Annotated in this window: 12 protein-coding genes; 1 reads left to right on the forward strand and 11 read right to left on the reverse strand. The window is 42.8% G+C overall.

The features are described 5' to 3' along the window. Positions 1–4: 4 nt before the first annotated feature. From pheS to thrS, 11 genes are all read right to left on the reverse strand, one after another. Positions 5–988, reverse strand: a complete 984-nt coding sequence (gene pheS, locus D8S93_RS05195) for a phenylalanine--tRNA ligase subunit alpha (protein ID WP_005385470.1) — start codon at positions 986–988, stop codon at positions 5–7. 191 nt (positions 989–1,179) lie between these two features. Then, complete coding sequence (locus tag D8S93_RS05200; RefSeq protein ID WP_152812307.1) at positions 1,180–2,355, reverse strand: hypothetical protein; 1,176 nt, start codon at positions 2,353–2,355, stop codon at positions 1,180–1,182. Between the two features lie 10 nt (positions 2,356–2,365). Then, the gene (locus tag D8S93_RS05205) at positions 2,366–3,157 is read right to left on the reverse strand and encodes an outer membrane lipoprotein-sorting protein (protein WP_048626274.1); all 792 of its coding nucleotides are present in this window, start codon (positions 3,155–3,157) and stop codon (positions 2,366–2,368) included. Between the two features lie 18 nt (positions 3,158–3,175). Beyond that, positions 3,176–5,554: an efflux RND transporter permease subunit gene (locus D8S93_RS05210; protein WP_152812309.1), complete on the reverse strand. Its 2,379-nt coding sequence runs from the start codon at positions 5,552–5,554 to the stop codon at positions 3,176–3,178. 247 nt (positions 5,555–5,801) lie between these two features. Then, positions 5,802–6,590 carry a TetR/AcrR family transcriptional regulator gene (locus tag D8S93_RS05215; protein WP_005395898.1) on the reverse strand — a complete coding sequence of 263 codons (789 nt, stop codon included), beginning with the start codon at positions 6,588–6,590 and terminating at the stop codon, positions 5,802–5,804. 488 nt (positions 6,591–7,078) lie between these two features. Then, on the reverse strand, positions 7,079–7,888 hold the full coding sequence (locus D8S93_RS05220) for a helix-turn-helix domain-containing protein (RefSeq protein ID WP_152812312.1): 810 nt from the start codon (positions 7,886–7,888) through the stop codon (positions 7,079–7,081). 354 nt (positions 7,889–8,242) lie between these two features. After that, positions 8,243–8,560: a heavy metal-binding domain-containing protein gene (locus tag D8S93_RS05225; RefSeq protein WP_005377919.1), complete on the reverse strand. Its 318-nt coding sequence runs from the start codon at positions 8,558–8,560 to the stop codon at positions 8,243–8,245. Between the two features lie 190 nt (positions 8,561–8,750). Further along, positions 8,751–9,104 (reverse strand): 50S ribosomal protein L20, encoded by a 354-nt coding sequence (gene rplT, locus D8S93_RS05230; RefSeq protein ID WP_004727974.1) that lies wholly within the window; start codon positions 9,102–9,104, stop codon positions 8,751–8,753. 40 nt (positions 9,105–9,144) lie between these two features. Continuing rightward, positions 9,145–9,339 (reverse strand): 50S ribosomal protein L35, encoded by a 195-nt coding sequence (gene rpmI, locus D8S93_RS05235; RefSeq protein ID WP_010448653.1) that lies wholly within the window; start codon positions 9,337–9,339, stop codon positions 9,145–9,147. A 121-nt stretch (positions 9,340–9,460) separates the two neighbouring features. After that, complete coding sequence (gene infC, locus D8S93_RS05240) at positions 9,461–10,012, reverse strand: translation initiation factor IF-3 (RefSeq protein ID WP_074191168.1); 552 nt, start codon at positions 10,010–10,012, stop codon at positions 9,461–9,463. 3 nt (positions 10,013–10,015) lie between these two features. Next, the gene (thrS, locus tag D8S93_RS05245; protein WP_005395892.1) at positions 10,016–11,944 is read right to left on the reverse strand and encodes a threonine--tRNA ligase; all 1,929 of its coding nucleotides are present in this window, start codon (positions 11,942–11,944) and stop codon (positions 10,016–10,018) included. Positions 11,945–12,354: 410 nt separating this feature from the next. Here thrS and D8S93_RS05250 point away from each other — a divergent pair, with 410 nt between their 5' ends. Then, positions 12,355–13,332, forward strand: coding sequence for a DUF3187 family protein (locus tag D8S93_RS05250; RefSeq protein WP_193621579.1), 978 nt, complete (start codon positions 12,355–12,357; stop codon positions 13,330–13,332). Positions 13,333–13,334 lie beyond the last annotated feature (2 nt).

Raw genomic sequence — 13,334 nt, forward strand, 5'->3', positions numbered from 1 at the left:
TGGATTACTTGAACTGTTTTAGGAAACGAAGATCGTTTTCGAAGAACGCACGTAGATCGTTCACGCCATAACGAAGCATCGTTAGACGCTCAACACCCATACCGAATGCGAAACCAGAGTATTTTTCAGGATCGATGCCTACGCTACGTAGTACGTTCGGGTGAACCATACCGCAGCCTAGTACTTCTAACCATTTACCGTTTTTGCCTTTCACGTCTACTTCAGCTGAAGGTTCAGTGAATGGGAAGTAAGATGGACGGAAACGTACTTCTACTTCTTCTTCGAAGAAGTTACATAGGAAATCGTGCAGGATACCTTTCAACTGTGCAAAGTTTACGTTCTCATCAACCAGCATACCTTCCACTTGGTGGAACATTGGGGTATGAGTTTGGTCGTAGTCGTTACGGTATACACGGCCCGGTGCGATGAAACGGAATGGTGGTTTACCATTTTCCATCGTACGGATCTGTACGCCTGACGTATGAGTACGAAGCATCAAATCTGGGTTGAAGAAGAAAGTATCGTGATCAGTACGCGCTGGGTGGTCAGCGGCAATGTTTAGCGCATCAAAGTTGTGGAATGCATCTTCGATCTCTGGGCCAGCTTCGGTGTTAAAACCAAGTTCGCCAAAGAACTTCTCAATACGCTCTACAGTACGAGTTACTGGGTGTAAACCACCGTTCTCAATACGACGACCTGGTAGTGTTACGTCGATTGTTTCTGCTGCTAGTTTCGCTTCAAGCTCTGCACGTTGTAGTGCGTCTTTACGAGCTGCGATAGCTTGCTGAACTACGCCTTTCGCTTTGTTGATTTCTTGACCAGCTTCACGGCGTTCTTCTGGTGGTAGTTTGCCTAGGCTTTGAAGTTGAGCAGTTAGCTCACCTTTTTTACCCAGATACTGAACACGCACTTCATCAAGTGCGACTAGCGATTCGGCAGCTTCAATTGCAGTGCTCGCGCTAGCAATGATCTCTTCTAGATGTTGCATCGTTTCCTCATCTACCTGTTGGTAGTGTCCATAAGGGAGTGATTGGTTTTTTGATAGCTGTACATAGTAGCCAAACCAGGCACCAATGCCAAATTGAATTACGAAAAGAAGAGGTTATTGAATAAAAAGAGCACAAAAACGTCAAAAATGTCATCTTTCATTAATCTGACGTTAAGTTGTGCCCTTTTGTTTTAGAAATAGTATTGAATAGATAGCTCGATAAAATCGTCATCTCGGGCGAAATAGAGCAAATCGTTTGGCGTTTCATTTTTGAACAACCAAGCATCAATTTGCCACTTAAAGTTATTCGATATTCGGCTCGAGGCTTCTAACTTGGCATTGTAAACATCGGCGTTATCTAAATCCTTTGTGATTCCCGTCAATAATTCCGTTCCGTCCTCGTCGTTGAGCGCCCAACGAATGCCTGCAAACACATCATTTTGACCGATAGTTTGTGCGTTATTCCCACGACTGTCATAGAGGTATTCACCAATCACACCCACATCCCAAACCGTGTCAAATGCGCCAACGAAGGTGTACTCAAATCCCGTCACAAGGCCAACATGATTATCAGCACTATCTCGATAAACACTTTCGAGTTTCCATAACCAATCGCCAACGATTCCTTGTACATCGAGACCGACATGACTCATCAGAGCGTAGTAAGGCTTTAATTCCCCGTACTCAAAACGAAAGTAAGGATCCCGGTTTGTTCCATATAAATAGCTCAGGCCTACGTCCCAATCGCCAAGCATTTTCGAATATCGAAAAGCCACATCTACCTGCTTTTCTTCTCTGCTTGATTCATAGATAGCATCATCTGAGACAACAGGTTCGGTTCGTAAACGACCGTCAGTACCCGCAAACGTTCGTTCCCTAAAGTAAGGTAATAACATTGCATGGACGGTGCCCCAATCTTTGAATGAGGTAAAATGCAACATCGGCTGACCGAGCTTATCTTCACCATCGACGGCTTCAATGGCGTCTGTCTGGTTTACTACATCAACCAAATGGGCGGATTCCGTCACTCCCCAAAAGACCTTACTAATCCCAACTCGAAGCTCATAATCATCCCAATAAGTCAGATAAAGCGCCTCTCTTATGTCTCCATGACTTCGCTCATCGTCTAGACTATCCAAACGATAGAAAGGTGTGAGGGTAAAGCTCGCATCACCATTTTGCATCTCCCAGTAAAATTCTGGCTGCAAAACCAATGACGTTTGCGCTTTTCTCTGACCCTGAGAGCCAGAATCAAAAAACTGACGATGCTCAATATTGACTTGTCCTGCAAGCTCAACGGCGGCAAGAGGCATCGAGTAAAGAGAGGTTGCTGCGCTAAGCAACAACCCAACATTTGATCGGTTCATTTCTCCTCCACTACCTCACTCGTTTTAACACATTCTTATGAAAATCATTGTCTTCGAGCCCAGTGTTAAAGCGCATTTCACTTGTTGTTAGCTCAGTGCTTTTTCCTGTTTGATGATTTGTCATCGCCATAGTGTGCGCTCGCCAATATTGGTTGAGGTACTGCTTGTAATCGGAAAAAGAAAGCGTTTTTAACAACGACCCTTTGCGATCGTAAAACTCAACTTTCAGTGGGCGGTAATGCGCTTTATCTAACCACACCGTTTGCTTGGTATAACCTGAGTTCTTATCGGTCGGAATTTGCTCTACGACGAAAACATCTTGCCCGTTTATGCTGTCATCTTTTAGGTAGTTGAAACGGTATTTTTCAATCTCAAAGGAACTGAGATCCTCATACGCAAATTCACTGCCCATGAAAGGGCCTGATTTGTTACGCGAGGAAATACGTTTCACACGCTTCAGTGCTGGAAGGTAAAGCCACTGGTCATCGGCACCCACTGTATGAGAGTGGTTGAGAAACGCGGTGCCTTTCACATCTCTTGGTTCATCAAATATTGTGAGTCCTTTGTCACCATCGTCCTCAACTTCGAGTGATTGGAGGCGCATTAAACGTGTGCTGCTTTCTCCTTGTGCGTTCCGCAGAATCATTTTCATGGTAGCAACAGAATCCCCCCACCCTTCATCACGGGCTTTGCGCTCTTGAGCAATTTCTAATCCTTTCGCTTCATCCGCTAACACCGCATGACTCATAAAAAGCGAGACAGAAAGTGCAGATACTTTTAAGGCATTTTTTAGTAAATTCATGTTCAATCCTTTGATTCGTTATGACTGAGTAACAGCCGTGGTTTGAGAGTCAGTTGATTTAAGCTTGTTTCGGCGGCCCACCTCGTCGTAGACGCCTTTGTCAAACAACATCAGTAGAGTCGGTAGAAAGATGAAATCCACAACAAGAGCAATGAAGATAACAATGGCACTCAACTGTCCCATATCGGCATTTAAGCGGAAGCTCGACATCGCCAGAACGGAGAAACCAGCAACAAGCACGACAGTCGTAATCCAAAGCGCGCGCCCCACGGTGCGAAAAGCGTAACGAACCGCTTGTTCCGCGCTATGGCCATCTTTACGAGCGTGTTGGTATTTAGAGAGAAAATGAACGGCATCATCAACCACAACGCCAAGCGTCAACGTCACAACAACAGACAACCCCAAATTAATTTCACCAGAAACCAACGCCCAAATACCAAAACCAATAAGCGCAGGGGCGATATTCGGGACCAGGCTGATTAAACCGAGCTTGAACGAGCGTAAGGCAAAGATCAGTAATGCCGAAATTAAGACCAAAGTGATAGGCAAGGTTGACAGCATGCTAGCCATATTCGTTTCGCCAATATGCGCAAACATCAGTGATGGACTAGAAGCAACAACATCATACTGAGGCGCGTTTTCGTTAAACCATTGGTAAATACGATTTTCCAAATCAACAAGCTCGACGCTGCCCAAGTTCTCCACGGTGAGAACCATCTTGATTGACGACTTATCAACATTGATTTGGTTGTTCAAATCTAAACCATACGGTAGTGACATTTCATAAAGCAGCAGATATTGAGCCGCTAATTCTCTGTCTTGAGGAAGCGAGTAATAAGTCTGATCATCTCCATGCATGTTCTTGTTTAGGCGCTTATAAACATCGCTCAAGGTCGCAACATGGTCCGTTTCTGGCTGCAACCTTAGCCAGTCAGTAAATTTACCCACGGTATTGAGAAAATTAGGATCCGCAATGCCCTGCGATTCGTTAGTTTTTATCGCTATACTGATGTTCGCCATGCCACTGATTCGCTCTTCCATAAAATCAGCCGCTCGACGAAATTCATTGCTATGACCAAAATATTCGACGGATTCATCGTTGACTTTGTTCAGTGGAATCAAACTCGCACTCGCGACAATAACAAGCACCGACAACGGCAATAACGCATGTCGCTTTGACACCACGAAATCCCCTAAGTGATCCATAAAGTGCTTTCTTTCATCAGCAGTGTCTGACTTCACCCTAACAGGAAGGATATGAAGTAACGCCGGAAGTAATGTGATGGAAAGGAAACAAGCAATCATGACGCCAAGGGCTGATAGGTTGCCGAAATCTCTCAGGATTGGAGAATCCGACATATTCATCATTAAAAAGCCGATCGCGGTGGTAATGGAGGTAATCAGGATGGGCATGAAATTGAGCGCAATACTTCGTTCAATAGAATGGGCTTTACTAAAGCCGTTTTGCATTGACTGACGCATCGTCGCTATGATGTGTACACAGTCGGCGACGGCAAGCGTCATCACCAAGGTAGGCACATTAACTGTCGCCGTGCTTAAGAACATACCAGCCCATCCTGATAAGCCCATTGTCACCATAACTGAGCCGATAATAACGATGAGTGTCGCGATGACGCTAAGCAATGAGCGCAACATGAGAGTCAGGAAAACCAATATCACTAGTAGCATGGTCGGCACTAGCGTCGCGCTGTCATCTTGAGCTGCGGTCATAAACGCGTAGTTCATTGCAATAATTCCGGCCTTGTGGAACTCAGTATCCGGGTACACTTGCTGATAACGCTCAATCATTCCGTTTATGTAGGCAACCACTTCTTGTACTTCAGCGGTTTTATCGACCTCAGGGAGTTGGACCGTAATATTCACAACCGTGACATCCCCTTTTTCGGAAATCAGTGAACTTTTCAAAACCGGCTCACTCAACGCAATACTTTTGACTTTCTCGATTCGCTGAGGCGTCAATTCATATTCGCTATACAGTAAATCTTCGACAAGAAGATCATCTTCAAACGCTTCGGTATGCTGGTAGTTGGCAAGGGAATCAACACGGGTGGAGTATGGGACTTGCCACGCCTCGTCAGTGATCTGCTGAATAAGAGATAAGGTGTTAGGAGTAAAAACAGTGCCACTTTTTGGCGCTATGACCAAAGCAAGACTGTCAGATTTTGCAAAGGTAGTCTGAATTTCATCAAACGCAAGTAACTGCTCATTTGTTCCATCAAAAAAGATGTCGTAATCCCCCCTAAAATAAAGATTTTTTCCTCCAATAGTTGCTATAACAATCAATAAAACGGTAGCAAGTACAACCAACACACTGTAATTCGTTGGTAGCTTGACCCAGCCGATTCGGGCTTGTTGTTGAACGTTGTGATGTGGCATCACACTCTCCTTTTGTGACGTTTCGTCAAATTTAAAAACTAAAAAAACAGCGAATGCTGTGATAACCAGATAACTTCAACATATAAAAGTCAGATCGAATTTATTTGGTTATATAAGTTAGTTTTTGAGTAACTTCCTATACTTCTCGAGATCGGTAACTTGAGTACCAACCTCTAATTTTTTGACGATTCGTCACCAATGGTGTAATAAAAAAGCCAACTAAAATATTAGATGGCCTCTATAACGATTAGCGATTCACAGACTCTAAATAAGCCAGCTCTTCGCTGAACAATTCCTGTTCCACTCGACGCCACGTTTTACGGTAATCCCACTCTGTCGATAAAGGTGACCACCCTAAACCATCAAGTAACATATTCGCGTTATGCAGTACTGAGAATGGATCTTGAATTCGCTGAATACATCGACTGTTCGATGCATTTTGCGCTAGAGCGTTTGAACCGAAGGCAATAGACCAGTTAGCAAATACGATGGCATCAGAACCAATTGCGGGAGAGAACTTAAGGTCTCCACATTCCACCGCATTATTCACCAACGCATCAGCACCATCTATTACTTGTTCTTCTAAGTTGTTCAATTCATTCACACGCTTAGGCGAAGCTTTCTCTAGGACCCAAGGCGTCTTTGCGACAATCGCACAGGTTGATAGTACAGGCTCCATACGAGCGTAAATACGATAACCTACATGCATAGCAATGATTTTTTCTCTGGTATTGCCATTGAACTTAGCGGTACGTTCGAAAAATATTGCCTCGCTTCTCAGCGAGTGAATACAAAGTGCAAGAATCACATCTTCTTTGCTGCAAAAATGATTGTAGATCGTTCCCTTCGAGTAAGGGCTTGCCGCTGTGAGCTTGTCCATCGTTAAGTTGGCAAAGCCTTGCTCTTGAACCAGAGACTTAGCCAATTGAATAAGCTCTATTTCACGATCAGCAATCGCCTGTTGTTTTTTAGTTAGCCCTGAAGACGTACGACATCCGTCTTGCTTGCTATCTTTTTTACAGCGAAAGTTAAACATAATCCTTTGATCCGTATACCAACACACTCCCGATAATTGTAACACGATTCTTGAATACAGGAACGCCACTAAATTTGACGAACCGTCATAAATGACACTTCGTCATAATAGATCAAAAAACAAACATTGCAAGTGTGAATTTATAGCTAACCGAAAAATAAGATTTAATTATATATAACCAAGTAACATCAAGATGCTTGGTTCAGCGAGAATGATTTGATTGTAAGGAAAATCTAGAGTGGAGTGCGAGGACATAACCCCAAAAATCAGCACCTTAAAAATTGGACAACGAGTGATATTGAAATGATGTGATTCAAAAAAGCCCAAAACACTTAAAGTTTGGATTCAAAACAGCAACTGATAGATGCTCTATTTACAAAGTGTGTTCTGTCTTGGGCTTTTCTTTTACTGCTTCCTTTCAATATTAGAGCTGAAAAACTCAATAACATGGTGAGAAAGCGATTCTCTTTAAGTAAAAGACTGAATTTCTAAATCGAGAGGCTTGGTTTATCACCTGCAGATGCAATGGCATAACGAATATCGTCAATAAATCGCCTTTCTGTCTCGATAATTCCATCAGAGAATGTGACTGGTTGATGTGGCCCTGCAAGTAGAACAATATTAGTAAAATCAGAGACGTTGAAGTTCTCTGCCACAACATTTTTGGAATGAAAATCGATAACCGTTTTTGCGACTTGATCTTCCAATTGCAAAAGCTGCTCTTCGGTAATTTTCATGCGTGCCAAAGCCACACGAACGCATTTATCGTGGGTTGTTGTCTGTTCTTTTATGATTTCCGTATATTTATCATTGAGCTTGGAGTTTTCTGCATAGCTGTAATATAACGGCCCGTGCAACGTTATATTTTTATCTTCATCAACGTAAACAAGATCCAATAACTCCAAAGCTTTTAGGTAATCAGACATGCTCTGCTCAGACAAATCATACTTTTTCTTTAAAATGGAATATCCATCTTTGCCTCGCAGCATTCTCAATTCACGATAAAAATCGTAAAGATGGGGAAATTGAAAAAAGACTTCATCTTGCGTACGGCTAAAGTAATCCTCGTCTTCACCTTGTAATTGATTCGCAAGCTTTTGTAGCTCATCTAACGTGCAATCAACAGCTCTACAATATTCAAGCAGTTTATCCAAAGCGAGATTTGTGCTTGTTAAGTGTCTCTTAAAAGTGGACAGCGGCATGCCCATTTTCTCAGATAGCTCTCGATATGTTAGCCCTTTTGTTTTAATCGCTTGGCGTAATGCGGCTAGCAAGTATTCGGGAGTCAGATCTCTCATCTACAATTCCTTTTGGCAATGTTACAGCTGTATAGTATTTGTAACAATTTAGAACCGCTTGGCAAGGTATAAGTTCATATTTTTATAAGAAAAATATGAATTAATATATCGAAATCAAAATTCACACGATAAATGGAAAATTCAATATGAATTCAATTTCATGATGAATATAAAATGATACACAAAACAAAAGTGAAGCAATTACTCTAAATTATTGGGATTAATTTTAATGGTAACGTAAAGTTAAGAATATAAGCCTATTCGCTCTGCGAAAATCTAGAATAATTAACCTAAAAAGAAAAAACGACAAATGAATAAAAATTCACCATTCCTAGCAACGCTTTTCCTCGTATATTAGTCCGCAAGTTTCACTGCAGTACCAAATGCCAAAATTTCCGAAGAACCATCTACGATTGAGCTCGTGGTAAATCGAATCCCTACAATCGCATCTGCACCTTTAGATTCAGCGTCTGCTACCATGCGCTGTATAGCTATATCACGCGCGTCGGTCATCATTTCCGTGTAACCGCGAATTTCGCCGCCAACAATGCTTTTGATACCCGCCATGAGGTCACGACCGATGTGTTTTGATTGAACAACATTACCAGTTACAACCCCTCTTATTTCAGAGATCTGCTTGCCCGGAATGCTTTCTGTCGTTGTGTAGATCATTTTTAGTCCCTTATAAACGTAAAATATATACCCAAGCCATTTTATTACCAACAGAGCAGCGATCACTAATCAAATCGGGAAGACTGATAGACAAGATTCTGAATGGCAAAACTGAAAAATATTTGGGTATATATTTTAGCAATAAAAAAGGAGAGCTAATGCTCTCCTTCTCTTAATCCTAAACTGCTAATTAAAGAGCAGCTTTCGCTTTTTCAACTAGAACTGCAAATGCAGCTTTGTCGAATACTGCGATGTCCGCAAGGATCTTACGGTCGATCTCGATAGATGCTTTCTTAAGACCGTTGATGAAACGGCTGTAAGATAGACCATTTTGACGAGATGCCGCATTGATACGTGCAATCCATAGTTGACGGAATTGACGCTTCTTAGCGCGACGGTCACGGTAAGCGTATTGACCAGCTTTAGTAACTGCTTGGAAAGCTACGCGGTAAACACGTGAACGCGCACCGTAGTAACCTTTAGCTTGTTTTAGAACTTTCTTATGACGTGCACGAGCTTGTACACCACGTTTTACGCGAGGCATTATGCTTCTCCTAAACTAAACGATTGATAACTAAAAAGAATTAAGCGTATGGCATCATACGAACAACTGCAGCAACTTCACAACGTGGAAGAATTGCATTTGGACGTAGTTGACGCTTGTTCTTAGTAGTACGCTTAGTCAGGATGTGACGTTTTGTAGCGTGCTTGTACTTAATACCACCAGCAGTTTTCTTAAAACGCTTAGCAGCACCTTTGTTGGTTTTCATCTTAGGCATGATGAATAACTCCGCATTGAGTAGGTTTAATAAACAACGTAATTAGGGCGAACAAAACCCAGCCGTTATGCCTTTATCGAAAGGAAAGCGGCTAGGTTTTAATTACTTGATGAGCCGTTAATTACTTCTTTTTAGGGGCTAGCACCATGATCATCTGGCGACCTTCAATCTTCTTAGGGAAAGATTCAACTACAGCAAGTTCTGCAGTATCTTCCTTAAGACGATTTAGAACGTCAACACCGATGTCTTGGTGTGCCATCTCTCGGCCACGGAAGCGAATTGTTACCTTCACTTTGTTGCCTTCTTCAAGGAAACGCGTCAGGTTGCGTAGTTTTACCTGATAGTCTCCAATATCAGTTCCAGGACGGAATTTTACTTCCTTGATCTGGACCTGCTTTTGCTTCTTCTTCTGCTCTTTAGCAGTTTTGCTCTTCTCGAAGAGGAACTTACCATAGTCCATCACACGACAAACAGGTGGCTCGGCGTTAGGACTGATCTCAACGAGATCCATACCAGCTTCTTCAGCAGCTGCAATGGCTTCTTGAATCGATACAACACCAACTGATTCACCGTCAGCGCCTGTTAGTCGAACTTCACGAATACCACGAATTTCACCGTTGATACGGTGCGGGTTTTGTTTTACCGGCTGTTGGCCACGTCTTCCGCCTTTAATAGCTTATTCCTCCAGATTGAGCTTACGGCTAGAGATCTCGTCTTGGATGTATGCAATAAAATCATCCACTTTAAATTTACCAAGATCTTTACCTTTACGAGTACGTACTGCAATTTCGCCAGCTTCCATTTCTTGGTCACCAACAACAAGCATATACGGTACACGCTTCAAAGTATGTTCGCGGATTTTAAAGCCAATCTTCTCATTTCTCAAGTCCGCTTTAGCTCTAATTCCACTTTTTTGTAGTTTTTGTACTATTTCTTGAACATAACCTGACTGTTTATCAGTAATGTTCATAAGAACTGCTTGTTCTGGCGCCAACCAAGTTGGGAAGAAACCAGCATATTCTTCGATAAGGATACCGATGAAGCGCTCTAGTGAACCTAGAATCGCACGGTGAATCATTACCGGTACAAGACGTTCGTTATTTTCACCTACATAAGTAGCGCCTAGGCGACCTGGTAGGTTGAAGTCTAGCTGGACAGTACCACACTGCCAAGCGCGGTCTAGACAATCGTATAGTGTGAATTCAATCTTAGGACCGTAGAACGCACCCTCACCTTCTTGAATTTCGTATGGGATATCCATCGATTCAAGAGACTGCTTCAATGCTTCTTCAGATTGATCCCAGATTTCATCTGAACCTACACGTTTCTCTGGACGAGTAGACAGTTTCACTACGATGTTATCGAAACCAAATGTTTGGTACGTATCGTACACCATCTTGATGCAGTTTGTTACTTCTTCTTGGATTTGGCTCTCAGTACAAAAAATGTGAGCATCATCCTGAGTAAAGCCACGTACACGCATAATGCCGTGCAGTGCACCAGATGGTTCGTTACGGTGACATGAGCCGAACTCTGCCATACGTAGCGGTAGGTCGCGGTACGATTTTAGACCTTGGTTGAAGATCTGTACGTGACCTGGACAGTTCATTGGCTTAATTGCGTATTCACGGTTCTCAGAAGAAGTTGTGAACATTGCATCAGCGTATTTATCCCAGTGACCTGAGCGTTCCCAAAGAACACGGTCCATCATTAGCGGACCTTTTACTTCTTGGTAACCGTACTCATCTAGCTTAGCGCGGATGAATACTTCCAGATCACGGAAAATAGACCAACCATTGTGATGCCAGAACACCATACCCGGTGCTTCTTGCTGCATGTGGAATAGGTCTAGTTGCTTACCAATCTTACGGTGGTCACGCTTCGCTGCTTCTTCTAGGCGAGTTAGATGCGCTTTCAGTGCTTTCTTATCGTGGAAAGCCGTACCGTAGATACGTTGAAGCATTTTATTGTCGCTGTTACCACGCCAGTAAGCACCTGCCACATTCAATAGAGTGAAGTGTTGACAGAAGCTCATGTTAGGAACGTGAGGACCACGACACATGTCGATGTATTCTTCATGGTGGTAAAGACCTGGACGATCATCACGAGATACGTTTTCGTCTAGGATTTCCACTTTGTATGGTTCGCCACGTGATTCAAACGTATCACGCGCTTCCTGCCAGCTTACTTTTTTCTTAACAACTTCGTACTTGGTTTTCGCTAGCTCTTTCATACGCTTTTCAATCTTTTCAAGATCTTCTTGCGTTAGAGACTCATCTAGGTCGATATCGTAGTAGAAGCCGTTGTCGATGGTTGGACCAATCGCCATTTTAGCTTGTGGGTAAAGCTGCTTAAGAGCGTGACCAAGAAGGTGAGCACAAGAGTGACGAACGATTTCTAAACCGTCTACTTCATCTTTTACTGTGATGATTTCAAGGCTTGCGTCTTCTTCAATTAGGTCACACGCATCAACGCGGTTACCGTTTACACGACCAGCGATCGTTGCTTTTGCAAGACCAGGACCGATCGATTGCGCAACTTCCATAGTAGAAACTGGGTTGTCAAATTGACGCTGACTGCCGTCAGGAAGAGTAATAATAGGCATGCTATGTCCTTTACAGTGGTGTTGCACACCAAGCAACACATGTTATTCAAATTAGAAGCTATTTGTTGAAAATAGTTGAGAGTCAATAAAGGCCTCTCGGTAACACGAATACCGGACCGTTATCGAAAATGGGATTGTACCTAGCTCACATTTAGATTGCAAAGCGCGATTTTGTTTTATCATAAGAACTTAACCTCAGGCCCCGTCACGACAATCTGATAATTATTCTTAAGGGCTCACATCATTTGTAAACGGAGTTACCCCCTCCCAATAGAACTTGAATACACAACTGGTATAATAGTTCCTGATACATATTAACCAACACAGGACCCAGCACACCTAGTTCCACCTCAAAGTGCAATTTAGGTATATAGTTGTTTTATTGAGTAGTTTGCATGTAGGTGTTCATCATGATCTATTTCAAATCGCGCTTTATGGGGCTTCTAAGCATTTCGATATGCTGTGTACCAGCCATGGCATCAGATGACCTGTATGGGCCGCTACGTTCTTACGCACAATCTCCGATGCAAGTGGTTAGCCATACCAATATACTGCGCTCAGGACATAGCCTTCCCTCTGACTTTGTCGAAACCTATGGCTCAGGAACCGTGGCTAGTGTTTGGGCTCATACTGATGAATACGCACTGGATTATTACCACAACCAAATCGAAATTGGCAGCAAGTGGCAAATCAATAGCCGTTGGCAATGGGAACTCAATTATCGGTGGGTTTTTGCCGCTGATAACCATTTAGATGGACTGACTAAAAGCTTCCATAACCTTTTCGGTATCGGACAGAATGGCCGAGACAAAGTAGACAGAGATCGTTTTTACATTTCAATGCCGCAATATGATGTGCTAGAAGATGATTTCGAAGGACAAACGCTTGCCAACAACTTATCTACTTATTTGCAATATCAAGTGTTTCAGAGTGAACATCACGGCCTATCGATTGGTGGCAGCTTGTATTTTAATGATGTTGCTCATGGCACTTTTCAAGGCAGTAATTTCGAGCAAGGTTTCCAACTAAATTACAGTTATTTAAGTGACGCCCACGCATTTTATTCGATGGTTGGCATGACTTTTCGCTCAGATGATCGCGCCTTGCTGGATCTACCCTATCGGCATAATACGATTGCCTTTGCAGCTGGGTACCGTTATGCGTTGGAAGATAACCACCACCTGATGTTTGAATACCATTGGTATCAAGGCTCAACAGAAGGACCCGCAGAGTTTGCTGATGCCTCTAATGAACTGGTATTAGGCTATCGATATCTAATGGAAAACTCCGCGCTTGAGTTTTTAGCCGTAGAGAACGCACGAAACATGGATAACAGTACCGATATCGCTTTCACAATAGGATATCGGTACATATTCTCATCAAGTTGATG

The sequence above is a fragment of the Vibrio sp. VGrn 2 genome, assembly GCF_009361695.1.
GTDB classification, from domain to species: domain Bacteria; phylum Pseudomonadota; class Gammaproteobacteria; order Enterobacterales; family Vibrionaceae; genus Vibrio; species Vibrio diabolicus.